Origin of the sequence: Sulfuriflexus sp., from assembly GCF_032250955.1 — a bacterium.
In the GTDB taxonomy this organism is placed as follows: domain Bacteria; phylum Pseudomonadota; class Gammaproteobacteria; order AKS1; family AKS1; genus Sulfuriflexus.
Map to the genome: position 1 here is coordinate 1 of NZ_JAVVES010000042.1, position 25,734 is coordinate 25,734.

Genomic DNA, 25,734 nt, shown 5'->3' on the forward strand with positions numbered 1-25,734 from the left:
CTCCAATTTCCAGAAAACTATCTCTATTGCTCCAAATTCGCTATATTTTTACCCACTAATTTTTCCGAAGAGCCAAAAAACCGATACTGCGATAAATTCCGGAAGGCCGTGAGGCCAGGCATGAAGAAATTCTGCAGCGGGCTTGATATATATTGGATTCGGTCCCGGGGTCGCGGCCTTTGAACATGAAGACTTTAAGGTGATGCTTGCCATCCCTTGGGGCCGGGCGTGTCTTCGCAAATAAAACAATAAGACTACGTCATAACGGTTCACCTGGTCACTGGCGGGCATTGCTCAGGGTCGCAATAATGGCGCAGCATTCCTGGCCGGAGACATTTTCCTTGCAGGCCTTGATCAGCCTGGCCAGTTCCCGCTGCATGGCGATCAGATCGTCAATGCGTTGCTGGATGACGGCCTGTTTGTGTTCCGCGATCACACGTGCATCAAAGCAGTCCTGGTCGTTCAGGGACAACAGGTCCGCGATTTCAGCGAGGCTGAAGCCGAGTTCCTGTGCCCGCTTGATAAAGCGGATGCGCTCCACGGTCGGCGCGGGGTAACGACGGTAGCCCTGTGGCGGTTTTACCGGTTCATCGATAAGGCCGATGCGCTGATAGTAGCGAATGGTTTCGACATTGACCTCCGCGGTCTTGGCGAGGTGACCGATGGTGAGGCCAGCTGTCTTGTCGGTGCTTGATGTGTCAGTTGTCTTCATACGGGATACCATTCCGACGCGTTAATAAGGCTACCACCCTATACCGTAATCCGTATTTTGTGAAACCTGTTTATGCACATCAGCCCGCGCAGCAGGAAAGCTGTTTAACATCCCTGGTGAAGGTCTGGGCGCAGAGCTTGAGGCCCTCTACCATGGTTAGATAGGGGAATAGCTGGTCGGCCAGGTCGGTAACGGTCATCCGGTTGCGGATGGCCATCGCCGCCGTCTGGATGATCTCGCCGCCCTCGTGCGCCAGCACCTGGCAACCGAGGATGCGGCCCGAGGCCTTGTCGGCCACCAGCTTGATGAAGCCGCGGGTGTCCAGGTTGGCCATCGCGCGGGGCACGTTTTCCAGGTCGAGCCGGCGGCTGTCGGCCTTGATGCCCTGCGCTTCCGCCTGTGCCTCGGTCAGCCCCACTGTCGCCACCTGCGGGGCGGTGAAGACCACCGCCGGCATGGCGGACAGATCGAGAGCGACATCCTCGCCGCTCATGTTGCGTGCCGCCCGTGTGCCGGCCGCCGCCGCGACGTAGACGAACTGCGGCTGGTCGGTGCAGTCGCCGGCGGCATAGATGTGTTCAATGTTGGTACGCATGTGATCATCGACGACGATGTTGCCGGCCGGGGTGGTCGCAACGCCGGCGTTCTCCAGCGCAAGCCGATCCGCGTTGGAACGGCGGCCGGTGGCGACCAGCAGTTGATCACTGCGGATCTCGCCCCGCTCGGTGTGGATCACGAAGCCGTTGCCGTCATGATGCACGCTCTCGGGTACGGTGTGCAGCTCGATCGTCATGCCTTCTCCTTCCAATGCAGCTTTCAGCCCCGCGCCCAGGTCGGGGTCCTCTTTTGACAGCAGGGTACTGCGCGCCAGCAAGGTGACTTGCGCGCCCAGACGGCGGAAGGCCTGGGCCAGCTCCAGCGCGATCACCGAGCCGCCGAGCACAATCAGGTGTTGTGGCACGGCCTCGGCCATCAAGGCCTCGGTCGAGGTCCAGTAAGGTGTGTCGGCCAGGCCGACGATGGCGGGGATCGCCGGCCGCGCGCCGACCGCCAGCAGGATGCGGTCTGGCCGCAGTACCTGCTCGCTGCCATCGGGTTCGCTGACGATCAGGGTGGCGGCATCCTGAAAACGGGCCATGCCGCGCAGCAGATTGATCGCCGGGTTGGTCGCCAGAATGCTTTCGTACTTGGCGACACGCAATTGCTCGACCAGCTGTTGTTGCTGGTGCACCATGGCACGGCGGTCGATGACCGGCGTGTTGCGTGGCATGCCGTCGAAGGCGTGATGGCCCTGTTGATGGGCGATATGCGCGCCACGAATCATCACCTTGGAAGGCACGCAGCCGATGTTGACGCAGGTGCCGCCGATGACCTCATTAGCTTCGATGAGGGTGACCCGCGCGCCTTGCTCCGCGGCCTTGATGGCGGCCGCGAAAGCGCCGGAGCCGGTACCGACGATAGCAATGTTTAGAATATTCAGATTCATGTTCGCCGCATCTACACTTCACAGCCCGCCGGTCTACAATACCGGTGCGCCGGCGACACCAGGTCCTGGATGGCGACGGCCAGCATCAGCGTCAGCCCGCCGTACAGGGTCCAGGTACTCCAGCCGTACTGAAACCAGGGATAGAGGCTGAGCAGCACGATCACCGGACCGACCATGCCGGCCAGGCTGCGGTGCCACTGGCGATGACTCAGCCAGCCCAGGGCATTGGCCCCCAGCGCGATCCAGGCGAACAGCGGCAGCAGGGTGTTGACGAACAACCCTTCCCACTGCGCCAGGAACCCCAGGCCGAGGGCCGCGCCGATGCTGGCCAGGGCCGGGAAGCACATGGCACAGCCCATGGTGGAGACGATGGCACCCAGCGCGCCCGACTTGTCGCCGATACGCGCTAACAGGTGGATGAAACCGTTCATTGGGCGCTCCTGATTCAGTTAGTACAGGCTCGAGTATAAGCACCGTACCTAAGTACGGAGTCAAGCAGCCTGGAGAATAATTTCACTTGTCACGAAGAATGACGGGATCAGGATTTGACATGGAGTCAGCTCCAGGCTGTAGGGTGTTTATCGAAGCGGCTCTGCGGTCTCATTTGCAAGGTTTCATGAGCACACGAGACGGTATACAGGGGATTCCGTGGGGAGAGGGAGTTTATGGGACAGCTGTGCCAAAGCCAAAGGCGGTTTTTTTTTTCAAAAAACCGGAACCTGGAGTCGGCTCAAGGTTGTCAAACTTGATGTGAGTGACATTTTGGAGGTTGTCTGACATGACCGGAGGTAACAGGATGGGGTTTTATGGACTGGGCGCGGCCCTGCTGGTATTGCTGATCAGCAGGCCGATTTTTGCGCATGACCCGATATTCGGACTCGGCCCACACGTCCTGTTCAAGAACGGTTTTGAAGTCGCTGCCGAAGTGGGATCTGAAAAAGCCGGTAGCGAAAAAGAACAGGCTCTGGCGCTGGAGGTGACCTATGGACTGACCGGCGACTGGGCTTTGGGCGTGGACCTGCCCTATGCATTCAAGGAAGAAGCTAGTGAGAGTAGTAGTGGCAAAGGTGATGTCGCGGTATTTACCAAATACCGGTTTTGGCGAAAAGATTCGTTGGGGTTACAGGAATCAGCCGCCGTATTGCTGAAGGTGATCACCGACACGGCGGACACTAACAAGACACCGGCGCTGGATAAAGGCGCGACCGATACCATCCTGGGACTCACCTACGGTTATGAAGGTCGCAAGTGGTACCGCTGGGCCAGTGCCCGTTATCGCTTTAACGGTACCAATGATGCCGGCGTGAATCGCGGCGATAAAATTCTGATTGATTTCGTCGGCGGTATCCGTCCGACGCCAACAGGCTATCTGGAACCCGACACAGTCTGGCTATTGGAACTCAATGGCGAATACGGTGAACGCGCTGAATTGAACGGTGTCGAACTTTCCAACACCGGCGGCACCGAGTGGTTTTTGTCACCGGGTATTTTCTGGACCAGGCGTAATTTTGCCATCAAGGCTGGGGTACAGATCCCGATTTATCATAATCTTAATGGAAATCAGGAAGAATCGGATTATCGCGCAAAAGTCGCTTTTGAATGGCATTTGTAAGTCATTCGGTTTTTATAAATTAATCAAGTCAGGAGTCATTGAGATGAAAAAACAAATTCTGTTTGGTCTGTTCGGTCTTTTGCTATTGCAATCCGCCTTCGCCGCCGGCACCCATTATGAAATGCGGGTTGACGGCCTGGCCTGTCCCTTCTGCGCCTATGGCATTGAAAAGAATCTGAAGGCCATTGAGGGCACGGCAAATATCAACGTCGACCTCGACAAGGGCCTGGTGAGTGTGGATATCGGTGAAGGTAAAGCCTTGACGGAAGAACAGATGAAGAAACTGTTTGACGATTCCGGCTTCACTTATCGGAGCATGATCAAAAAACCACTGGAATGATTGAGCGGCAGAGATTATGCAGTCAACCGTACCAATGCCATGACCGGTGATTATTGTGCTTATGATTCAGAGCAGAAGTTTCTATAGAGGCAAGGTGTAGAGGGTTTTACAGTGGATATCAATGGCGTGCTGTTTGTAAGGGCAAGCAGGTCATTAACACTGACTGAGTTACAGGTCAGAAAGATACAGCTGAAGAACGGCCTTGATTACAAAGGCATGACGGAGACAACACGATGACTAATGAAACATCGAATCTTAAACAAAGTGGCGTGACATTTTTCACCCTGTTTACCACCACCGGCACACTGGTGTGTTGTGCCTTGCCGATCATATTTGTCACCCTGGGGCTGGGGGCCACTGTGGCCGCGATGACCAGCACCTTTCCGTTTTTGATTACCCTGAGTCAGCACAAGATCTGGGTGTTCGCCTTTTCCGGCATCATGTTGGCGATTTCCGGCTGGCTCATGTTCCGACCCGGACGTACCTGCCCGACTGATAAAGAACTGGGGCGTGCTTGCAGTACGGCGCATAAATGGAACAAACGTATCTACTGGAGTTCGGTGGTGATATGGAGCATCGGTTTTTTTGCTGCCTATTTGTTGTTGCCCATAAGAATCTGGCTGGAGATTTAATCTCAATGCTGGAGGTAGAGAAGATGGAAAAGAAAAAGACAACAACCAGACTGAAACCTTCAGCATATATCGTTTTGCTTGGAGTAGCCGCAGGTGGGTTACTCGCTCACCCATCGGTGTCCGCGGCACCGATCACGTTCAATACCGCCCTGCCTGTGGCGGAAGGGGAATTTCTCATCCGCGAACAGATGATCGTTAATCAATCGGATGATGATCCGAGTGGCGTCAATCGGGACCGTACTGAAACCGCTGCTGTGACGGCATTGGGATACGGTATTAGTCGCAAATGGGCCGTGTTTGGTGTCTTGCCCTATCGTGATATTAACCTGGATCTGGATTCAGGTGGCCAGCGTGTTAATCGTAGTAAGCGTGGTTTTGGTGATCTTACCGTTTTTACACGCTATACCGCCTACCAGAAAGATCAACCGGGCCGGACATTTCGTGTTGCCCCGTTTATCGGCGTCAAGGCGCCCACAGGTGAAGACAATGCCAGTGACAGTCTCGGCACCCTGCCGCCGCCAGCACAGGTGGCTTCGGGATCGTGGGATTATTTCGGCGGCGTGGTGTTGACATGGCAAACCTTGAAATATCAGGCCGACGCGCAAATCAGTTACCACATTAATAATGAGGCAAACGGTTTTGAAGCCGGTAATATCGCTCGCCTTGACGGGTCATATCAACATCGCTTGTGGCGTAGCGACTCAAAAGGTATTCCGGATTACCTGTATGGCGTTATTGAAGTTAATCTTATCCACCAGGATAAAAACCGGATCAGCGGTAATAATGATCCCAACTCCAATGGAACACGTCTGTTTTTAAGCCCAGGTATTCAATACGTGACCAGGCGCTGGATTGCGGAAGCTGCTGTGCAGATCCCTGTTAGCCAGGAGTTGAACGGAACAGCGCTTGAAAATGATTATATTGCTCGAGCGGGATTCCGTTTCAACTTTTGATTGTCATGAGGTAGGCCAGTATGAGCATTAAAGTCGAAGTATTTTCATCTCCCGGCTGCGGCAAGTGCGGCCAGGCCAAAGAAGTTCTGCGCAAGCTCGCCGAGGAGATCGGCGGCGGCCGCATCGATTGGCGGGAAGTCAATGTACTGGAAGAGCTGGACTACGCGGTGAACCTCGGTGTGCTATCCACACCCGCCATTGCGATCAATGGTGCTCTCACCTTTACCGGTCTGCCTTCGGTGCGCAAGCTGCGCAGTGAGCTCGACCGGCGGCTTGCTGTGGAAGCAGGGGTGAAGGGTGCATGACTACGGTATTTCTCGCAAGTGCGGCGTTATTGGGACTGCTTGCCTTCTTTGAACCCTGCACCATCGCCACTCACACGCTGTTTTCGGCACGCGCCCATCAGCAGCCGCGTGCTGGTTGCTGTCAGGGATTATCGGCGATGTGGCTGGCACGATGTGTCTTGTTGGCCGTCTTGCTGGTAGCGGCGGTCGCGTTCACTCCGCCACCGGCGTGGGGGACCTGGCTGCCCAGCATCATCCTGGCGGTGATGGGCGCCGTCTATATCGTTTCCCGTTTCACCTATATCCCGGTACCGCACCTGGAATTCTTCAAGCTGCTGCCTGGCGGTCGGTCGCTACCGTTTGCCATACAGCTGGGGCTGACCCTGCCAGCCTGCACGATCCCGTTGTTTCTGGTCGTGATCGGCCTGGCAGTCAGCGTGGACTCCATCAGCTTCGCGGTCCTGGCCGGGCTGCTGTTCGCCACGCTGTTCACCGCGCCGATGGTGATCACCGCCTTCAACGGCGTGCATGCGGACGGACGCGAGTTCCTCAATCGCGTCGCCAGGGGCAGTCCATACCTGACGGCGGTATTGTTGTTCGGTGCCGCGCTCTACCTGTTGATCCCCGCGCTTGATGTCAGTACCGACACCCTCAAGACGGCCCTGCAGCAGGCGAGCTGGGCGGGGGTCGGCCTGGGCTTTCTGGCCGGGTTCGTGTTCAGCTTTAACCCGGTGTCCTTCGCCTCCATTCCGGTGGTGCTGGCCTATGTCACCAAGGCCCACGAGGAACGTCGCGCCATCCTCATGGGCGGGGCCTTCGTCGCCGGCTTGATCGTCACCCATGTGGCACTCGGCGTCGCGGCGGCCCTGGGTGGAGAATGGGTAAAGGCTGTCATGGGGCGGGAATGGGGGCTCGTCCTCGGTCCTGTGCTCATCGTACTGGGTCTGATGTGGTCCGGATGGCTCAAACTACGCCTGCCCTGGATGTCCATACGCGCGAAGAAGGTCACGGGCGTGTGGGGCGCCTTTTTGCTCGGTATCCCGTTCTCGGTTGCCGTCTGCCCCTTCTGTACGCCGGCACTGTTGGTGACCCTCACCGCCAGCGTTGCCATCGGCTCGGTGCCGTTCGGGTTCGGGTTATTGCTAGCCTTTGCGCTTGGGCGCAGTATACCTATTATATTAGGCGCCTGGAGTATGGGCTGGCTGGAGTCTCTGGGCATGCTGTCGCACCACCAGAAAGCTCTTGAGATCATTGCCGGCGTGACATTGATTCTGACAGGGTTGTATCTGCTCAATGAGTACTTCTTCATCATCAAGTACTAATCGCTCCTCGCAAGAGCAGCGCGACAATAAGGATCGTGACCGGTCTCGCTACCGCATCGGTGACGTGACCCGACTTACCGGGCTTTCCGCCGATACGTTGCGCTACTACGAAAAAATAGATTTACTGCGGCCGGTAAGTCGCCTGGCATCCGGTGTTCGCGTTTATGATGAAGGTGACCTGTCACGTCTGCGATTCATTCAGCGCGCCAAGGCGATGAATTTCTCGCTGGATGAGATCGCGCGACTCCTGGAGATGCGGGAAGACCCGCTACACGCGCGTGACGATGTGCGCGAGTTGGCGCACCGGAAGCTGGAAGCGGTGGAAAGCCACCTGGAAGAACTCGCCACGCTGCGCAAGGAACTGACGCTGCTCATCAATCTTTGTCGCGGCGCAGAGGCAGGGTGCCCGATCATCGAAGATCTGGATAGCAGGCCCAGGCGCAAGAAACCCAAACGGGGTTAAGAGCGGTTTTATTGGCACAGAGTAGACCTCGCTGACTCGTTAGCAACCGAGGCCGGTATTCAATCGTCCTGGCATTCTGGCGGATGCCGGAGTCCTGTACGTTAATATGGATACTGTTATGCAACTCACTCGGAGCACGGCCTTTCAGGCAGCGCCGAAGTCACGCAGTCAATGTATGACAAGACGGAAGATGTGTACAGAAAAATGCTTTTATAACATATGCTTGCGCGGTATACCAAGGTTTGATACATTGTAAAATACGTTTAAACAGAGGGCAGGTTTCTTCCATTCGATTTTATGCCCAGCGCCGACCATGACTTTGAAAGACATCGGGTCTTAACTCCCCCTGAAGCTTCGTTGTAACCCCGGGGCGGCGCAGGCGGCTTGACCGGTATTTACCCGCTTCGGCGTTGAATCCGCATCATAATCCAGGGTCTCAAGTCTCTAATCGGCATTATCCCGTTTCCCTCCGGGATAACAGGTGCCTTTGCTGTAGTAGCCGGGCAGCTTGGGCGACTGGCTGGTTGTTCCTTCAGAAGGCCAGGATGAGGGAGTAAATAAAACAATGTGTTATGGAATCAAAATCCCCTCATCCTAACCCTTTCCCGAAGGGAGAGGGAATTAACGGGACAGCAGTGTCGAGTGGGTAATTAGATTGATGGGTGTCATCCCGAAGATGCAGGACAATGGTTGAATGATGAAAACTGATGAGCAATACATGCGGCACGCGCTGCAACTGGCGCACCGCGCGGAACAGGAAGGCGAGGTACCGGTGGGGGCTGTGCTGGTGAAGGGGAATGAAATCATTGCGCAGGGCTGGAACCGTCCCATCTCCGGGCATGACCCGACCGCGCATGCCGAGATTCAGGCCTTGCGCGAGGCCGGGCAACGGCTCGGTAATTACCGTCTGGTTGAAACCACGCTCTACGTGACGCTCGAGCCCTGTATTATGTGCATCGGCGCGATTCTGCACGCACGGGTGCAACGCCTCGTTTACGCTGCCAGTGACCCGCGCGCAGGCGCCATTCACAGTGTTTACACGATTCCAGATGACGGCAAACTGAACCATACCATCGAGATAGCCGGCGGCATTCTTGCCGAGGAATGTTCAGGTTTGCTGACAAATTTTTTTCGAGCTCGACGTTAACAGAGAGGATGTCATGCGCAGTGTTGTAAAGGTCTTTTTATTGCCGGTGTTGCTGGTATTTGCGGCGAATGTTTATGCCGCCGGTTATGCCCCGTCAGGGGTGAAGATGGAACTCAAACAGGTTTCCAGGCATGCCTGGTATGTGCAGGGCGAGGCCGGTATCGCTACCGACAATGAAGGCTTTATTTCCAATGCCGGCGTGGTGATCACCGATGCCGGTGTGGTGGTCTTTGATGCGCTTGGCAGCCCCTCGCTGGCGCAGCAGCTGTTACAGGAAATCCGCAAGCTTACCGACAAGCCCATCAAGCGCGTGATTGTCAGTCATTACCATGCCGATCACATTTACGGCCTGCAGGTATTCAAGGACGCAGGCGCTGAGATCCATGCCCCCGGGGGCGCCAGCGAATACTTGTCTTCGCCGGCCGCCAGCGAACGCCTGGAAGAACGTCAGTTTTCCCTGTCGCCCTGGGTGAATGAACAAACCCGTCTTGTCGCACCGGACCATTATCTCGACAAGGGTTTTTCCTTTACGCTGGGCGGGGTAAAGATGACCGTGTCTGTCGTTGGCGCGGCACACTCTGATGGTGACCTGACCCTGTATGTTGAGAATGACCGCGTGCTGTTTTCCGGTGACATCATCTTTGAAGGCCGCGTCGCATTTCTTGGTGATGCCGATACGCGCCACTGGCTGAATACCCTGCAGAAGATGGAAACAGCCGGACTGGCGGTACTGGTGCCCGGACATGGTCCAGTTGCGTCCGAACCGAACCAGTCGATTACCCAGACCCGCCGTTACCTGTCATTCCTGCGTGAGACCATGCAGGCTGCAGTCAAGGAATTACAGAGCTTTGACGAGGTTTATGCGACCACGGACTGGGCGGAGTTTGAAGGACTGCCGGCCTTCAAGGAGGCCAACCGCCGCAACGCCTACCAGGTATTTTTGTCAATCGAACGTGAGGCCTTGTCCGGCATGAATTAAAGCGCTGGCGGCAAGGTGTTTTCCAGGATGTTATTCTGCAGGCGCGGGTAGGGGATAACGTTTTTATCCTGCTCGGTAAACCAGGTGAGGATGTCGTAATAACTGCGAATGTTCTCGACGTAGTGCACGGGTTCACGGCCACGGGCATAGCCGTACCTGGTTTTCTGGTACCACTTGCGGCGACTTAGTAGTGGCAGGCTGTCTTTCACATCTGTCCAGACATCGGGATTGCGACCCCGTATCTCGGTAATGACACGGGCATCTTCGAGATGCCCCAGGCCCACGTTGTAGGCCGCCAGGGCAAACCAGGTCCGATCCGGCTCCTTGATTTGCACGGGGACCCGCCGGATGAGATCGGCCAGGTATTTTGCTCCACCGGCGATACTCTGCGCCGGGTCAAGGCGGTTATCCACCTCAAGGTATTCTGCCGTCGGCAGGGTCAGCATCATAATGCCGCGCACCCCGGTGGGTGATCGTGCGCCGGGATCCCAATGGGATTCCTGGTAACCAATCGCGGCAAGCAGACGCCAGTCCAGTTCATGCTGGCTGGCAGCCGCTTCAAACAGGGACTGGTATTCGGGCAGGCGTTTGTGAATGTGTTTGATATAGGTGCGGGTGCCGACGTAGTTAAACTTTTTAATGTGGCCATAGTAGCGAGCAATCAGGATATCCAGTTGGCCGCTGTCTTTCATGCGCTTTATGAAATCGCTGGCTGCATTATAAAGGGAGTCATCAACCGACTTCGGGAATGCCCAGGCCACGGGCTGCGCCTCACTGATATCGAAGGCCACCTTGAGTTCCGGATAAAAGCGTCGGTTAAGGGCGACCTCGTTGGAGTCGGCGACACTGAAATCGATAACCTGTTCCCAGACCAGGTTCAATAACTCGTCACTGTCTGACTCGGCATTTTCTACCCATTGCAATCCGGGGTAGGCTGCCTGCAGGTCCTCGAGTTGCTCGACATGACTGCTATTGGCAACGACCTCCAGGTGCTTACCTTGCACGTCACTGAGGTTCCGTGGGCGCTTGTTACCCATCCGATAGACAAGCTGCTGGGTGATCTGCTGGTAGGGTGGGGCGAAGCGTACCCAGTGCTGGCGGGATTCCGTTACCGTTAGCCCGGCCGCAGCAAAGTGGACCTCGCCACGGCTGACCATGGAGATAATATCAGCGAGGTTGGAGGGTGTAATCAGTTTAAGCTCAACGCCCAGCTCCCTGGCAAAGCGACTGGCGAGATCATATTCGAGCCCGCTTTTTCCATCGGCCGCTTCGTAATAGGTTGTGGCACTGTTACGCGTTGCAACATAGAGCACGCCATCCTGCTTGATTCGTTCCAGCAGGTTGACAGGCTCACTGCAGGCAGCGAGAAATTGAGACAGGGCCAGAATCACCACGTATCGTAATAGGTTGTTGGGGCGTCGACTATTCATAATCCAGCTGACCGGGAAAGTGGCGGTATTTTAGCAAGTTTGTATATAAAAAGCGGTTAAAAGCGTCTGCCCGGTATATACGATGAATCTTTGTGTATAGGATAACTATATGGCCTGAATGGTATTTTTAAATCGCTGGAACCCCCGTGGGTTTTGGCCAACAGGACCTGAAATAGGGTAGAATCCCGTCCAGCATACAATTATGGAGAGGTGCCAGAGCTGGCCGAATGGGCTTGACTCGAAATCAAGTGAGCCCTTGCGGGCTCCGAGGGTTCGAATCCCTCCCTCTCCGCCAATAACAAAACGGGAGCCAATTGGCGTCCGTTTTACTTTAGGGAGGGGTTCGGGCCCGAGGAATATAAAAGGCCAGTTCGACGAGCGACGAAGTCGCGAAGAACGCTGCAAAGCAGCGGCCCGAAGGGCGAGGGCGCTAGCCCGAGTAATCCCTCCCTCTCCGCTATATATGGTATAGTTCACGGCGCTCATAATGACCAGGAAAAACCACGCGCAGGTAACCAAGAGAATATCCATGTCACCGCTCCATCCGCAGGCGCTTACGCCACCATAGCCTATAGACTCCTCACTGGCTTATCGCAGCGTTATCCGTAATCGTACATGTATCAGGCGTCTGTCGTGTTGTCAGGCTATAGCTGACAGCATCGCGCTGAAGAAAATTGTTCTGGAACAGTAATGAATCTTTATCTGAAAACTAACTGGTTTGGCAATATCCGCGGTGATGTCCTCGCCGGCATCGTGGTCGCGCTGGCGCTGATCCCCGAGGCGATCGCCTTTTCCATCATTGCCGGGGTTGACCCGAAGGTGGGGCTGTATGCCTCCTTCTGTATCGCAGTCGTCATCGCCTTTGTGGGCGGGCGGCCGGGGATGATATCTGCTGCCACCGGCGCCATGGCCCTGCTCATGGTGCTCCTGGTGAAGGAGCACGGCCTGGAGTACCTGCTGGCAGCCACCTTGCTCACCGGTATCCTGCAGATTGTCGCCGGCTATATCCGCCTGGGCTCGTTGATGCGCTTTGTCTCGCGCTCGGTGGTGAATGGTGGTGTTCCTCGATGAGTGGGTGGGGTAGATCCCCATGGCGGCACTGGTGGCGATCATGATCATGGTATCCATCGGCACCTTCAGCTGGGAGTCGCTGCGGGATCTGAAGAAGCACCCGAAAAGCTCCAGCACGGTAATGATTGCTACCGTGGTAGTGGTGGTGGCGACCCACAACCTGGCCTATGGCGTGTTCGTCGGCGTGCTGCTCGGTGCGTTGTTCTTCGCCAACAAGGTCGGTCAGTACAAGTATGTGGTCTCGACCGCCAGCAGTGATGGTCGGACCCGTACCTACCAGGTGGTCGGGCAGGTATTTTTCGCCTCGGCGGACAAGTTCATCGAGTTCTTTGACTTCAAGGAAGCACTCGACAAGGTGGTGATCGATCTGTGCCAGGCGCACTTCTGGGACATCACGGCCGTGGCAGCGCTCGACAAGGTCGTACTCAAATTCCGCCGCGAGGGCACCGAGGTGGAGATCATTGGCCTCAATGAGGCCAGTACGACCATTGTCGATAAATTTGCGGTGCATGATAAACCCGATGCAGTAGACAAGTTGATGGGCCACTGAGCGAGGAACTGACTATGACGAATGTAATTGCCTGTATTGATGGCACCGATGTCTCAACCGCGGTCAGTGACTATGCCGCCTGGGCCAGCCAGCGACTGGACGCATCACTGGTGTTGTTGCATGTGCTGGAGAAGTCGGACTACCCCATTCAGTCCGATCTGAGTGGCAATATCGGCCTCGACAGCCGCGAGGACCTTCTGCAGGAACTCGCAGAACTGGACGCAAAGCGTGGCAAGCTCGCGCTTGAACAGGGCCGCGTGATGCTGGAGACGGCCCGGCAACGCGCGATTGCCGACGGTGTTGCCGAGCCCATTGTGCACCAGCGCCACGGCAGTCTGCTGGACTCCCTGGTCGCCATCGAACCGGACACCCGCCTGCTGGTAATGGGCAAGCATGATGAACACCTTGGCGAGCATGTCGGCAGCCGACTGGAGACCGTGGTGCGCACTCTGCAACGGCCGATCCTGGCCTGTCCGGCCGGTTTCACACCGCCGCAACGCGTGATGATCGCCTTTGACGGCAGTGCCACCACGCACAAGGCGGTCGACATGGTTGCCGGCAGTCCGTTGTTTCGCGGTCTGCCCTGTCATGTGGTGATGGTCGGTGCTGACAATAAAGAAAACCGTGGCCAGCTTGAATGGGCCCGGCATACCCTGGAGACTGCCGGTTTCGAGGTGACGACCGTGTTGCAAGAGGGTGATGTGGAAGGTGTGCTGTGTGGCTATCGCCGCGAACAGGATATCGACATGCTCATTATGGGCGCCTACGGCCACTCCGTCATCCGCCGTTTCCTGGTCGGCAGCACCACGACCAGCGTGATTCGAAATGCCCTAATCCCGGTACTGCTCTTGCGTTAGTGCAGCCACATGCGCTGTTTTTACCAGGAGGAACCCCGGGCTGTGACCATGGGGTTATAACATACTGCGGCTATTGTGCAGCGCGACGTTGTCAGTCAGTTTAACCGGTGCTCCATGCCCGCGGGCGTTTCATGCCGGCGACCTTGCATGCTTGCTGCATGTAGCCATAGGGGAATAGTGTATACAGGCGCTGTCTTGCCTCCTCACCATAACCGAGTTCATCGGCGATGAATTTGATCACAAAACGGGCATCAGCCGCGATCTGGTGTTCAGTAAAATAGTCGCGCATAAACTGCATGACCTTTTTATGTTCATCAGTGAGTTCGATGTCTGCCTGGCGGGCCAGGGCTTCGGCAACTTCGACATTCCACTCTTCCGGGTCGACAAGGTAACCCTGGTCGTCAGTATCAATTGTCTGGCCGTTAACATTAATCGACATAATCAATCCTCTCTGTCTGGATGAAGAGACTGCAAAAAATCATTTACCTGACTGCTTGAATGTATTTCCCCGGACCCGGTCAAAAAATATTCTCATCAGATCAGTGTGCGTGAGAATACCGGTGACCCGGCGTTTATCATCACAAACGATGATGCGGTTTATGCGGTGCTTTTTCATCGCATCTATTGCATCATGAATAGATTGCTCCGCGCTGACGGTAACAACGTTCGTTACCATTAAATCTGCAATGCGATTCTCCGGTTTCGGGAATTCGAGATTATGTACAAACAGGGCTTCAAGTGTATGCCACAGGTTATGTGTGGGGTGATGGCCGGGTACTCCCAGCACGCGGAGGAAATCAGCATCGGTAACAATGCCGATTAAACGTTCCTCTCCATCCACGACAGGCGCGCCACTGATGCGCTGGATGACAAATAAATGTGCAACTTCAGCCAGACTGGAATCGGCGCGTACCGTTATGACCGGGTGCGTCATGACGTCGGCGATGGAATGACCTTCCGCGGCACGTAAGCGGGCATATTTTTCAGCGCGCGCGTTTAATTCCACGAGGTCATCGACCATCACATCGATATAGGTATTCATCTCCCGAAGGGCATTAACAAAGTCCTCGGGTTGTAATTTATGTTCCGGATGTTTTGGCATAGTGAATAAGGCCCTGGTCGTTCAGGTTTGTGTGGCGATTTTGTCGGTGGCTTCGATACGTAACCATGCATCTTTATTCTGCAACACCGGGCAGCTGGCCCAGCGTGAAAACTCTTCGCGGGTTTGTGTATCAGTGTGATAAAGGCTTTTGCCGCCGACAACCTTATAGATGAGTTTGTCCCGCGTTGAGTTTGTCGGTGAGGCCATGTCAATGATCTGCCTGACTTGCCAGTCATCCTCGGCTTCATCATTAGTATAATATTGCCCGACTGTCAGTTGCATGGGATCGATACTGTCCGGGCGGGAATAACTTCTGGCCAGTGCGTAGATTTCCTTCAGGTCATGCCCGCTGATATCAATGACGCGATTCATGGAGGTCAATGCGGATTCAAGGGCAGTATCGCTTACCGGATCGGCGCGCTTGTCCGGGTGGCTGGCCGCCCGGTTTTTGTTTTTATACCAGTTAGCCAGCGAGGCCGGGTAACGACGCCATGGGAAGGCGAAGTTAAATACGACGGCAACCAGCAGCATGGCTACGGCACTGGCCATTATCGGCGTGAGCACATACTGATACCCGAGTGCGTGAATGCTTTCGCCACCGACCACGGCGCCCAGGGCTGTGGCGCCACCGGGTGGATGAATGCAGCGCAAATAGTGCATACCACCAATCGCCAGCGCGACAGCAGCCGAGGCCGCCAGCAGCGTGTCCGGTATCCACTGGACGCAGGCAACACCGATCACGGACGAGACGGCGTGCCCGCCGAGCACGGCCCATGGCTGGGACAAGGGGCCGTGCGGCACGGCAAACAGCAGCACGGCACTCGACCCCATAGAACCGGCTACCAGTACGACACCCGTTATGTCGACAAATTGACTGCTGACCGCGACCACGGCAAGCATACCGGCCATGCCCCCGGCAGTGGATACCCACTTTTCCAGGTGATCGGTTTTATTCCTTTCAAGGCCGAACAGGGTGGCTAGCTTCATTGTCCTTCTATTTTCCAGTGTTAATGTTTTCAGGGGTACTCACTATATAAGCCTTCCTTAATAAAAGACAAACGGAATATATTTGACTTTAATATCGGAAATGACGATATTAAATTATGGACATTGAGCAAATACGCACTTTTCTGGCGGTGGCGGCGAACGGCAGTTTTGTCGAAGCCGCCAACCGCCTGCACGTCACACAATCGACGGTGAGCGCCCGCATCCAGAACCTGGAGGCCTATCTGGGTACAAAATTGTTTGTGCGCAACCGGGGCGGGGCGAGCCTGACGACCACCGGGCAACGTTTTCTGCGCCATGCCAAATCTCTCATCCTGACCCTGGAGCAGGCCCGCCATGAGGTTGGTCTGCCGAGTCGCTTTCGGGCCACTATTACCGTGGGTGCCCGTATCGCCCTGTGGGAAGAGTTTCTGCCGCAATGGGTGGGACACATGCGGCAGACCGCGCCGGACGTATCTATCCGCAGTGATATCGGCTTTGAGGAAGACCTGATGCGCCGCCTTATCGAGGGCACGGTTGATATCGGCCTGATGTATACACCGCAACACAGCCCCGGGCTCCAGGTGGAGCACATCTTTGACGAGACCCTGGTCTTGTTGACCACCGATCCCGACAAGCCCTGGCCTGACCAGGATTATATCTATGTGGACTGGGGGCCGGCATTCTACGCGCAGCATAACAGCAGCTATCCGGATATGGAGCGCCCGGCGCAGGTGGTTAATATTGGCTGGTTGGGCATTCAGTTAATGATGAGCAACGGGGGTTCCTGCTTTATGCCGATTCGTATGGGCCGACCATTGCTTGACCAGGGTCTGTTGTTCCGGGTGCCGGCAAGCCCGGAGTTTACCTTGCCCGCCTATATGGTTTTTCATAGCGAACATGATTCGGCCGTCATTGATCAGGCCCTGGCCGGATTACGTCAATTCGCGGCGGCGGTGTAACTTAAATATCCCGCTGTATTTTCACGCCGCATCGCCTGGCACAGCTAAAGATATCCCGGTTGTTCCCGATACCCTTATTAATGATATAAGAACTTACCAGGTTGTAGAGGGTGCAAGTGGATGTACATCAGGGAAGCGCCTGCATCGTTTCGTGATCCGGGCTACAAAGAGGTCATCAAGCGCTTCGTTGAGGCGGCGGGCCAGCCTGTCGAGCGTCCCTGCGAGTCCTGTAGCCGACCGCAGGGCAGCGGCGAATACTGTTCGCGGCCTTGTGCGCATGCCGCTCAGGCATTGTCTTCAGAGCCGCAACGTTATCCCATTGAGCCTAATGTTTTGCCACTGGTCTTTTCTTTCGCGCGCCTGCATTACCTGCAACCATGCTGGTCATGTGAGGGGCATAATGATGGCAGGGGTCAATTATGGAAGTTACCCCAGGTCTGGTTTTATACCTGCTCATCCTGTTATGCCCACCTGGTCGGCAAGTTCCTGTGGGAGATGAAGACCTCGAAGCTGTTAAGTTACGAGTGGCGGGTCAATTTATGCGCCTTTGGCGATCCGGGTTGCGCCACCTATATTATTGAACCGGCCAGGTTGCCTGATGATGCCGAACTTCGAAAACTGCAACTGGACCTGGAGGTCATGGGTCGCTGTTGTGAGGCCGGGATAACGGCCGTGGCCTATCGATTATTGCTGGAATGAATGTTATAAAAAAGCCGCAGCCAATTCATCCTAAACCCGACAGGCTCCTAGGCGGGTTGTGGTGGCGTTGCCGTGCCGTGAACAGGTGTGACGGTATTCGGCAAGTGAGCCCATATCACTTCGGCCAGGGCCTCGAGGGCCTGGCGGCGCGGGTAGCTGTGGCGAAAGACGATAGAAACCCGGCGGCTGGCGCCGGCAAAATCGAGTTTGCGGGCGACGATGCCACTGCCGCTCGTCCACGAGCCGCCTATCGCGAGCGCCGGCACCAGCGTCGAACCAAACCCGGCACCGACCAGTTGCAACAGGGTTTCCAGACTGGCTGCACGCAGGTCAGCCATCTCTCCCTGGTCCTTGCGCGCCTTGAGGTTGCAGAGGTCCATCGTCTGTTGGGCAAGACAGTGGCCTTCTGACAACAGCAACAACTCCGTGTTATCCAGATCCTCACGGCTGATCTCATCCTGGTTATAGAACGGGTGCTCGCGTGGGTAGGCGAGCCAGAAGGGTTCATCAAACAAGGCAATGCTTTCCAGGTCGTGATCCTCCACGGGTGTGGCGAGCAGGGCCGCGTCGATCTCGTGGTGATGCAGTCGAGCGAGCAGGGTGTCGGTCATCTCTTCTGACAAGACCAGCCGCAACTGCGGGTGCTGTGTTTTTAACGGGCGGAGGATTAACGGCATCAGGTAAGGACTCAGGGTGGGAATCGCACCAATGCGCAAGGGACCGGCGAGAGGGTCCTGCTGCGCCCGGGCCAGCTGCTGAATGACATCCGCCTGCTCGATGATCAGACGGGCATGTTCCAGGATCGTATGGCCGACAGGGGTAATCTCAACGGAACGATTGCTGCGCTCGAAGATGGCCACGCCGAGTTCTTCTTCAAGTTTTTTGATTTGCCCGCTCAGGGTCGGTTGGCTGACAAAGCAGCGCGCCGCCGCCTTGCCAAAGTGCCGGGTTTCGGCGACGGCGATGATGTACTGGAGGTCGCGCAGGTTCATGGCCATGTCCACTCATCAGCAACGGTTAGTAATAGGCAAAATCAATGGTATCAGCAGAAAAGGACGATATCACTAATCAACGTGGCGGTTAGCCGGCCGTGCTGACAAGGGTTAACGGCCCTTGGGCAACTGGCCCGGATCGATGATCGGCGGTAACTGGATCCGCGGTGGAGGTGGCGCTACGGGTTTCGGCACGGGCTTGTCTGCCTCCGCCTGGGGTGCGTTCAGGCTTTGTAAGTCACGCAGGGCAGTGTTCAGATCATTACTCGCCTCGCTGGTGGATATCGGGGTGGTTTGTTGTTCTGTCTCCGGGCCGCTCTCCAGCATGGATGGGCGGTTGATTTCCCCCGGTGTACCATCGTCATCCTCGAACGGCAGCTCCTCCACGCTTTCGGGCAGGCTGTTCAGATCCCCGCCTTCACCTTCGGTCATCGCCTGCTCAGTGCGCTTGTTCATGACGATGATACTGATGCGGCGGTTCACGGCACTTTCCGGTTTTGCCTTGTCAAACAGGGTGGAGGAGGCAAGACCGATGACACGGCCAAGCTTGTCTTCTGCCAGCCCACCCTCGATGAGGGTGCGGCGCGCGGCATTGGCGCGGTCGGAAGAGAGTTCCCAGTTGCTGTAGTCTTCACGAGCGCTAAACGGTATCGCATCGGTATGCCCGCTGATACTGATGCGGTTCGGTACACTGTTAATAAAGCCGGCGATCTCATGCAGGATATTGACCATGTGCTCCTTGAGGCTGGCCTTGCCGCTGCCAAACATGGAGCGGTTTTCCTTGTCCAGGATCTGGATACGCAGGCCTTCCGGGGTGATATCGAGTTTCAGCTGATCCTTGAACGGTTCCAGGGCCTGGCTATCATTGATGGCCTTTTTCAGTTCCTGCATGAGGCTGTCGAGCTTCTGCTTCTCGATGCGTTCGGCATTCTCCTGGGCCTGTCGTTCATCGATACTGGTCTGGCTGGCGTCACCGGGGACTTCCTGCTGTTGCTGGTTTATCTTCTCGCCGTCGCCCTTGGTTATATTTTGTGAGCCACCGAGATCGATCATACTGGTGCTGGCGCCACCGGGGCCATTCATGCCGGGCGCGGGCACGGTCGCGACGCCTTCAGTGAGACTGACATTTTCAAAGAACTCGGAAACCCCGGCCAGCTTCTCCTGCGGTACGGAACCGAGCAACCACAGCAGCATGAAGAAGGCCATCATCGCGGTGGCGAAGTCAGCAAAGGCCACCTTCCATGAGCCACCATGATGACCATGGCCGCCCTTCTTGATGCGCTTGATGATGATCGGTTGTTTTTTATCTTCCATTGCCAGGCGGCCGGATTAAGCGGTCTTGTTGTCCTTGAGGAATGATTCGAGCTCGGAGAAACCGGGACGCTCTGTGCTAAACAGGCTCTTGCGGCCAAACTCGACAGCGATTTGCGGACTGTAGCCATTCAGGGTCGCCAACAGGCAAACCTTGATGCATTGCAGGTACTTGGCCTCGTCGGCCACCTGGTGTTCCAGTGCCGTGGCCGCCGGGCCAACAAAACCATAGGCGAGCAAAATACCCAGGAAGGTCCCGACCAGTGCGGCGGCCACGTGGGCACCGATAACATCCGGTGGTTGATCGAGTGAACCCATGGTGATCACAATCCCCAGCACCGCAGCCACAATACCGAAGCCGGGCAGGGCATCAGAGACCCGGGTAATGGCCTGCGCGGGTTGTTCGGCTTCATGGTGATGGGTCTCGAGTTCCACATCCATAAGGTTTTCCAGTTCAAACGGGTTCATGTTGCCGCCAACGATGATACGCAGGTAGTCACAAATAAAGTCCATGGCGTGGTGGTCTTTGAGGATCTGCGGATACTTGCCGAACAGGCTGCTGGCAGCGGGATCTTCAATGTGTTCTTCGACCGACATCATGCCTTCCTTGCGGGCCTTGGCAAAGATGTCATACATCAGGCCGAGCAACTGCAGGTAATCTTTTTTACCGTATCTTGAACCCTTGAGCAGGCCGAGCATGCCGCTAAAAGCGCCTTTGATGACCTTGCCGGGGTTTGAGATGACGAACGCGCCAAAGGCCGCGCCACAGATAATCAGTACCTCGTAGGGTTGCCAGAGGGTGGCGAGGTTACCGTGCGAAAGCACAAAACCGCCTGCAACACAGGCGAGTACGATAATCGCCCCAATAATAGCTAGCATGTGTACTCCTGAAGATGAATATTGTTCGGCTTCGCAGCTGCTATCGGCAGGCGGGGGGCTATCTTTAGTTTATTGAGTGAATCTTCTCTGCATGGCTGCAAAGCAGGTAAGCACGCTGGTAACGCTAAAGTTTGCAGCATATTGGCCGAGAAACCTATGTGTAACAGGAATTCCATAGAATGACTGATGGTTTATGATGACAGACAGCAGTAACCAGGCAAAAACGGATCCTCCCCGGGGCTTAATGGCGTGGGTCGACGCCCTGGCAGAGAAGCCATTCCCCTTGATGCAGCCAACTGTCAGTGCGATGCAGGCGATCGATGAGTCTGAGGGCAGTTCGATTGACCGACTTTGTGACAGCATGTTGCATGACCCCGGGGCGATCCTGAATATCTTGCGCAAGGTCGGTGGCATGCCGCGTGGCCGCCTTTCCTCTGATGTCACCTCGCTCGAGGGCGCGGCCATGTTGATCGGCTTCAGCTCGGTCAGGCAGATGGCCTCCAGTATGGAAGTCCTGGATAACGTCGATGCCTCGGAGCAGATCCGCGGCTATCTGCAAGTGACCAGCCGGGCCTTTCATGCCGCTTACCAGGCCTATGACTGGGCTCTGCGACGGGCCGATATGATGCCGAAAGAGGCCTTTGTTGCGGCCTTTATGCACGATATCGGCAAAATGGCGATGTGGTTGCATGGCGGCAAGGAGATGCAGCAGATCAAGGAGCTGCGCCTGCGCGAAAAGATGCCGTTTGATGAGGCCCAATATGTGGTGCTGGGATTCAGCCTCGAACAGCTGAGCCTGGAGCTGGCGAAGCGCTGGCGGCTCTCGGAAATGATTATTGATGTCCTCACCCCGGATATGGCCTGTAATCACCGTATCTATAGCGTGATGCTGGCCTGCCAGCTGGCCCGGCTGGCCGATGAGAACTGGTATTCCAGCGAAATGCAGGCATGCCTGGAGCATATCGCCACCTACCTGGGGCTCGATTACTCCGCTACCGTCCACCTGGTCCACCTGAATGCCGTCGATGCAGCGCGCGAAACCGCTTATTACGGCGCGATTCCGGCGGCGAACCTGTTGCCACTTATCCCGGTGCCTGAGGTGGAGGATGACGTGGCCGAGCCCAGGCATTTCTGCCTCACCCCGCAGCATGATGTTTATGAGCAGGTCGTCAGTGAGATCCAGGCTAACGGCGAGGCTATCAACCTGAATGAGTTGATGGGACTGGTAATGAAGGGCCTGCACGATGGTCTGGGCCTGAACCGGAGCGTGTTTGCCATGCTGAGTCAGGATCGCAGCAGTGTCAGGGCGCGTTACCTGTCCGGTACCGACAATGACCCCGAGTTCAGCCAGTTTGAACTGTTGCTGGAACCGACAAACCTGTTCACGCACCTGATGAAAAAGCAGCAAAGCGTCTGGATCAGCGACACAAACCGGGACAAGTTCTGGAAACTCATCCCGGATGCCTTCAAGGAACTGATCAAAACCGATGCCTTCTATGCCAGTTCAGTCTTCATTAACGACAAGCCGATAGGGCTGTTTTACTCGGATCGACACATCACCGACTGCCACCTGGACGAAGACAGCTACCAGCATTTCAAATCGCTGGTGCACCTCGCCGGTGCCACCCTGGAAAAACAGCGGGCGACACGGGAATAAAAGTCGAATCGGCAGATTAAATTTGAACCCGCCCCCTATCTGGTTTACTCTTCGCGCCTGATTTCCGGCGACTTAAGCGCTAAATCAGTAACGAGTCAATGACAATCAGGTTTCTGGAGAAGTGTCCGAGTGGTTGAAGGAGCACGCCTGGAAAGTGTGTATACGTTTATAGCGTATCGAGGGTTCGAATCCCTCCTTCTCCGCCAAACAAAAAAGCCGCCCCTTGTGGGCGGTTTTTTTGTTTGGTTTAGTAAAGGTTGGATTCGAACCCTCGATTTATTTAACCGGTTCGCACCTGGAATCCCTGCGGGCTTCATTTTATTTAGCCAGCCGCACAAGCCGGCCAATTTCTGGTACTATCTCGTGTCCAATGGTGGCCCGCATCGGTCCCCTCGCAACACTACGCTGTGAACCCGGCCAGGCCCGGAAGGGAGCAACCGCAGCAGCAGACGTGTGTGCCGGGGTGTGGCTGGTGCGGGTCACCACCCTAATTCCTTATATATGTACAGACTTGGCCATGGCCGGACAGAACCTTGTGGGCAGGGATGCCGAGGCTGGCTATCTGGGGTATGCTAGCGGCCTGAGCCCGGCGAGCCGGGCAGCCAAGTCAATATTGTCGGACGGATTGCATGAGCTACCAGGTGCTGGCGCGTAAATGGCGCCCCCGCAAATTCGAGGAAATGGTCGGTCAGCGCCACGTGCTGCGGGCACTCATTAATGCCCTTGACCGTGACCGCCTGCACCATGCCTACCTGTTCACCGGCACCCGTGGTGTCGGCAAGACCACCATCGCCCGTATCCTCGCCAAGTCACTGAATTGTGAACAGGGCGTCAGCGCCAACCCCTGCGGCGAGTGCTCGACCTGCCGCGAGGTCGATGAAGGCCGCTTTGTGGATCTGATCGAGGTCGATGCCGCCTCGCGCACCAAGGTCGATGAGACCCGCGAGTTACTGGATAACGTGCAATATGCGCCGACGCGCGGCCGTTACAAGGTGTACCTTATCGACGAAGTGCACATGTTCTCCAACCACAGCTTCAATGCCCTGTTGAAGACACTCGAAGAGCCACCACCGCACGTCAAGTTCCTGCTCGCGACCACTGACCCGCAAAAACTGCCGGTCACGATCCTGTCGCGCTGTCTGCAATTCAATCTGAAAAGCCTCGGTCAGGAGCCGATTCGCGAACACCTCGCGGACGTCATGGGTCGGGAAGATATCGCTTTTGAGCCCGCCGCCCTGCAACAACTGGCACGGGCCGCGCAGGGAAGTATGCGCGATGCCCTGAGCCTGCTTGATCAGGCGATTGCCTATGGTGGCGGGGAACTCAAGGATGAGGAAGTCTGCACCATGTTGGGCGTCATCGGGCAACATTATGTCGTGGAGCTGCTCGATGCCCTGGCCGCGGGCGATGCCAACGGACTGTTGGCAGGCATACAGCGGATGTCAGAACAGGCGGTGAATTATGAGGCGGTACTTGCCGACGTACTGAGCATGCTGCAACGTATGGCCATCGCCCAGGTGGTGCCGGAGGGTGTCGATGATACGATGGGTGACAAGGAGACCGTGTTACGTCTCGCCGGCCGGTTTAGTGCCGAAGACGTGCAGCTTTATTACCAGATTGGCCTGCTCGGACGCCGGGACCTGAGTCTGTCGCCCGACCTGCGTGGCGGCTTTGAAATGCTCATGTTACGGATGCTGGCCTTCCGGCCCGTCGCGGCAGATGAAACCGTACCCTCCAGACCGGCGGAAAAAAAAACACCTGAGCCCGTGGTAACAGTCGCCGTGGCCGCGCCGGTTGTACGGCGTGAACCCGCCTCAGAGGCGCCCCCGGCGATGGAAGCCGCGGCGGCAAAAGTGCCGGCGGAACCGGCAGCGGCGATACCTGCCGATAGCCATGACTGGGCCGGTATTGTCGAGTCTCTTGGCCTTGGCGGGTTTGAACTGCAGTTGGCGCTGAATTGTAGCCTGGCCAGCCGGGAGGCGAATGCTTTCAATCTGATCCTGAACAGTGAACATGCGCAACTGCACACCGACAAGTTCGAGTCACGCATACAAGAGGCGCTGCAGTCTGCATTTGGCAAGGATGCACGCCTTAAAATCGAGGTCGGCACCCAGGTGCTGGAAACCCCGGCACAACAGCAGGCACAGGCCAGGGAAGATCGTCAGCAGGAGGCCGAGGCGGCGATCGCCGGCGACAGTATCGTGCAGTCCCTGCAGGAACGGTTTGGCGCCAGCGTGCAAGCGGGCTCGGTGAAACCCATTAATTAAATATACTCAAGTTTGAAGAGGTGCAAGAGATGAAAGGCGGAATAGGCAACATGATGAAGCAGGCGCAGAAGATGCAGGAAAACATGCAGAAGGCGCAGGCGGAACTGGCTGAAATGGAAGTGACCGGCAAGGCCGGTGGCGGCATGGTCAGCGTGATTATGAACGGTCGTCATGATGTTAAGCGTGTCAGCATTGACGATGCCCTGCTTGAAGAAGACAAGGATATGCTCGAAGACCTTGTTGCCGCGGCCGTCAATGATGCCGTGCAACAGGTGGAAAAGACCTCGCAGGAAAAAATGGCCGGCATGATGGGGGGGATGCAGTTGCCTCCCGGTATGAAATTGCCATTTTAAACAGACCCTGTCGTGTCACATAGCCCGCTCATACAGCAACTCATCGAGGCATTGCGTTGCCTGCCCGGCGTCGGCCCGAAAAGTGCCCAGCGCATGGCCTACCATTTGCTGGAGCGTGACCGTGGGGGCGCCAGGCACCTGGCCGCCTCACTGGAACGGGCCGTAGAAGAAGTCGGGAATTGCCGCTCCTGCCGCACCTTTAGTGAAACCGAACTGTGCCGGCTGTGTAACGACGAGCGTCGTGACCGTAGTGTGCTCTGCCTGGTTGAAAGTCCCGCCGATGCGCATGCGATTGAACAGGTCGCCAGTTACAAGGGTTTGTATTTTGTCCTGATGGGCCACTTGTCACCACTGGACGGCATCGGCCCGGAAGATATCGGCCTGGATCAGCTTGCCGTGCGCCTGGACGAGGGCGAGGTACAGGAACTGATCATCGCGACCAACTCGACAGTAGAGGGCGAGGCCACTGCCCACTATATCGCCGACATGGCGCAGACCAGGAACATCGCGGCCAGCCGTATTGCGCATGGCGTGCCCCTCGGTGGCGAACTCGAATACGTCGACGGCCAGACCCTGTTTCATGCCTTCTCCGGTCGGCAACGAATATAAAACTTCACTGCTGTCCCGTTAACTTTCACAGCAAAACCATCTGATTGACATCGTGTTGATTATCGCGTGGTGGATCGCCTC

Annotated in this window: 25 protein-coding genes, 2 tRNA genes, 1 other RNA gene and 2 pseudogenes; 20 read left to right on the forward strand and 10 right to left on the reverse strand. The window is 56.3% G+C overall.

The annotated features are described in order from the left end of the window. Positions 1-277: 277 nt before the first annotated feature. The 3 genes from RQ738_RS08805 to merC form a co-directional block, all read right to left on the reverse strand. Positions 278-712 (reverse strand): MerR family transcriptional regulator, encoded by a 435-nt coding sequence (locus tag RQ738_RS08805; protein WP_314164387.1) that lies wholly within the window; start codon positions 710-712, stop codon positions 278-280. A gap of 79 nt (positions 713-791) precedes the next feature. Further along, positions 792-2,198 (reverse strand): mercury(II) reductase, encoded by a 1,407-nt coding sequence (gene merA / locus RQ738_RS08810; protein ID WP_314164389.1) that lies wholly within the window; start codon positions 2,196-2,198, stop codon positions 792-794. Positions 2,199-2,209: 11 nt separating this feature from the next. Then, a complete protein-coding gene (gene merC, locus RQ738_RS08815; protein ID WP_314164452.1) occupies positions 2,210-2,617 on the reverse strand; it encodes an organomercurial transporter MerC in 408 nt (135 codons plus the stop codon). Between the two features lie 359 nt (positions 2,618-2,976). On the opposite strand from merC, the gene RQ738_RS08820 reads away from it, so the two are divergent. From RQ738_RS08820 to RQ738_RS08860, 9 genes are all read left to right on the forward strand, one after another. Then, complete coding sequence (locus RQ738_RS08820; protein WP_314164391.1) at positions 2,977-3,810, forward strand: transporter; 834 nt, start codon at positions 2,977-2,979, stop codon at positions 3,808-3,810. Between the two features lie 43 nt (positions 3,811-3,853). Then, on the forward strand, positions 3,854-4,150 hold the full coding sequence (locus tag RQ738_RS08825; protein ID WP_314164393.1) for a heavy-metal-associated domain-containing protein: 297 nt from the start codon (positions 3,854-3,856) through the stop codon (positions 4,148-4,150). Between the two features lie 233 nt (positions 4,151-4,383). Further along, on the forward strand, positions 4,384-4,782 hold the full coding sequence (locus RQ738_RS08830) for a hypothetical protein (RefSeq protein WP_314164396.1): 399 nt from the start codon (positions 4,384-4,386) through the stop codon (positions 4,780-4,782). A 23-nt stretch (positions 4,783-4,805) separates the two neighbouring features. Then, positions 4,806-5,735 (forward strand): transporter, encoded by a 930-nt coding sequence (locus RQ738_RS08835; RefSeq protein WP_314164397.1) that lies wholly within the window; start codon positions 4,806-4,808, stop codon positions 5,733-5,735. Positions 5,736-5,755: 20 nt separating this feature from the next. Continuing rightward, positions 5,756-6,040, forward strand: coding sequence for a thioredoxin family protein (locus RQ738_RS08840; RefSeq protein WP_314164399.1), 285 nt, complete (start codon positions 5,756-5,758; stop codon positions 6,038-6,040). Then, positions 6,037-7,341: a cytochrome c biogenesis CcdA family protein gene (locus tag RQ738_RS08845; RefSeq protein WP_314164401.1), complete on the forward strand. Its 1,305-nt coding sequence runs from the start codon at positions 6,037-6,039 to the stop codon at positions 7,339-7,341. The genes RQ738_RS08840 and RQ738_RS08845 overlap by 4 nt, the downstream gene beginning before the upstream one ends. Beyond that, positions 7,313-7,804, forward strand: a complete 492-nt coding sequence (locus tag RQ738_RS08850; RefSeq protein WP_314164403.1) for a heavy metal-responsive transcriptional regulator — start codon at positions 7,313-7,315, stop codon at positions 7,802-7,804. Before RQ738_RS08845 ends, RQ738_RS08850 begins: the two co-directional genes overlap by 29 nt. 694 nt (positions 7,805-8,498) lie before the next feature. Beyond that, entirely contained in the window at positions 8,499-8,951 is a 453-nt protein-coding gene (gene tadA / locus RQ738_RS08855; RefSeq protein ID WP_409929540.1) for a tRNA adenosine(34) deaminase TadA, read from the forward strand. Positions 8,952-8,964: 13 nt separating this feature from the next. Further along, complete coding sequence (locus RQ738_RS08860; RefSeq protein ID WP_314164406.1) at positions 8,965-9,930, forward strand: MBL fold metallo-hydrolase; 966 nt, start codon at positions 8,965-8,967, stop codon at positions 9,928-9,930. On the opposite strand, the gene mltF is transcribed toward RQ738_RS08860, so the two are convergent. Continuing rightward, positions 9,927-11,360, reverse strand: coding sequence for a membrane-bound lytic murein transglycosylase MltF (mltF, locus tag RQ738_RS08865; protein WP_314164408.1), 1,434 nt, complete (start codon positions 11,358-11,360; stop codon positions 9,927-9,929). The two genes, RQ738_RS08860 and mltF, sit on opposite strands and share 4 nt — an antisense overlap. A gap of 204 nt (positions 11,361-11,564) precedes the next feature. Between mltF and RQ738_RS08870 the strand changes: the two genes are divergently transcribed. The 3 genes and pseudogenes from RQ738_RS08870 to RQ738_RS08880 all read left to right on the forward strand — a co-directional run bounded on the left by RQ738_RS08870 (position 11,565) and on the right by RQ738_RS08880 (position 13,838). Beyond that, a tRNA-Ser gene (locus RQ738_RS08870) sits at positions 11,565-11,655 on the forward strand. Between the two features lie 395 nt (positions 11,656-12,050). After that, a pseudogene (locus RQ738_RS08875) lies at positions 12,051-12,981 on the forward strand (SulP family inorganic anion transporter). A 14-nt stretch (positions 12,982-12,995) separates the two neighbouring features. Beyond that, entirely contained in the window at positions 12,996-13,838 is an 843-nt protein-coding gene (locus tag RQ738_RS08880) for a universal stress protein (protein ID WP_314164411.1), read from the forward strand. A gap of 100 nt (positions 13,839-13,938) precedes the next feature. Here the strand turns inward: RQ738_RS08880 and RQ738_RS08885 are convergent, their stop codons facing one another. The 3 genes from RQ738_RS08885 to RQ738_RS08895 are packed head-to-tail and all read right to left on the reverse strand — an operon-like array spanning position 13,939 to position 15,927. After that, positions 13,939-14,277 (reverse strand): TusE/DsrC/DsvC family sulfur relay protein, encoded by a 339-nt coding sequence (locus RQ738_RS08885; protein WP_314164414.1) that lies wholly within the window; start codon positions 14,275-14,277, stop codon positions 13,939-13,941. Between the two features lie 39 nt (positions 14,278-14,316). Further along, a complete protein-coding gene (locus tag RQ738_RS08890) occupies positions 14,317-14,940 on the reverse strand; it encodes a CBS domain-containing protein (RefSeq protein ID WP_314164416.1) in 624 nt (207 codons plus the stop codon). Between the two features lie 21 nt (positions 14,941-14,961). Further along, positions 14,962-15,927, reverse strand: coding sequence for an HPP family protein (locus RQ738_RS08895; protein ID WP_314164418.1), 966 nt, complete (start codon positions 15,925-15,927; stop codon positions 14,962-14,964). Positions 15,928-16,043: 116 nt separating this feature from the next. Between RQ738_RS08895 and RQ738_RS08900 the strand changes: the two genes are divergently transcribed. Further along, on the forward strand, positions 16,044-16,886 hold the full coding sequence (locus RQ738_RS08900; protein ID WP_314164420.1) for a LysR family transcriptional regulator: 843 nt from the start codon (positions 16,044-16,046) through the stop codon (positions 16,884-16,886). Positions 16,887-17,006: 120 nt separating this feature from the next. Beyond that, positions 17,007-17,585, forward strand: coding sequence for a hypothetical protein (locus RQ738_RS08905; RefSeq protein ID WP_314164429.1), 579 nt, complete (start codon positions 17,007-17,009; stop codon positions 17,583-17,585). A gap of 47 nt (positions 17,586-17,632) precedes the next feature. On the opposite strand, the gene RQ738_RS08910 is transcribed toward RQ738_RS08905, so the two are convergent. The 3 genes and pseudogenes from RQ738_RS08910 to motA all read right to left on the reverse strand — a co-directional run bounded on the left by RQ738_RS08910 (position 17,633) and on the right by motA (position 20,767). Next, positions 17,633-18,577, reverse strand: coding sequence for a LysR substrate-binding domain-containing protein (locus RQ738_RS08910; protein WP_314164455.1), 945 nt, complete (start codon positions 18,575-18,577; stop codon positions 17,633-17,635). 327 nt (positions 18,578-18,904) lie between these two features. Next, a pseudogene (gene motB / locus RQ738_RS08915) lies at positions 18,905-19,897 on the reverse strand (flagellar motor protein MotB); the annotation flags it as partial. Positions 19,898-19,906: 9 nt separating this feature from the next. Then, a complete protein-coding gene (motA, locus tag RQ738_RS08920; RefSeq protein ID WP_314164435.1) occupies positions 19,907-20,767 on the reverse strand; it encodes a flagellar motor stator protein MotA in 861 nt (286 codons plus the stop codon). A 244-nt stretch (positions 20,768-21,011) separates the two neighbouring features. Here motA and RQ738_RS08925 point away from each other — a divergent pair, with 244 nt between their 5' ends. The 6 genes from RQ738_RS08925 to recR all read left to right on the forward strand — a co-directional run bounded on the left by RQ738_RS08925 (position 21,012) and on the right by recR (position 25,653). After that, positions 21,012-22,424: an HDOD domain-containing protein gene (locus tag RQ738_RS08925; RefSeq protein WP_314164441.1), complete on the forward strand. Its 1,413-nt coding sequence runs from the start codon at positions 21,012-21,014 to the stop codon at positions 22,422-22,424. Between the two features lie 115 nt (positions 22,425-22,539). Continuing rightward, positions 22,540-22,630 (forward strand) — tRNA-Ser (locus RQ738_RS08930). A 175-nt stretch (positions 22,631-22,805) separates the two neighbouring features. After that, an RNA gene (gene ffs, locus RQ738_RS08935) (signal recognition particle sRNA small type) lies at positions 22,806-22,902 on the forward strand. Positions 22,903-23,053: 151 nt separating this feature from the next. Further along, a complete protein-coding gene (gene dnaX / locus RQ738_RS08940) occupies positions 23,054-24,691 on the forward strand; it encodes a DNA polymerase III subunit gamma/tau (RefSeq protein ID WP_314164445.1) in 1,638 nt (545 codons plus the stop codon). A 29-nt stretch (positions 24,692-24,720) separates the two neighbouring features. After that, positions 24,721-25,044: a YbaB/EbfC family nucleoid-associated protein gene (locus RQ738_RS08945; protein ID WP_314164447.1), complete on the forward strand. Its 324-nt coding sequence runs from the start codon at positions 24,721-24,723 to the stop codon at positions 25,042-25,044. A gap of 12 nt (positions 25,045-25,056) precedes the next feature. Further along, positions 25,057-25,653: a recombination mediator RecR gene (gene recR / locus RQ738_RS08950; RefSeq protein ID WP_314164449.1), complete on the forward strand. Its 597-nt coding sequence runs from the start codon at positions 25,057-25,059 to the stop codon at positions 25,651-25,653. Positions 25,654-25,734 lie beyond the last annotated feature (81 nt).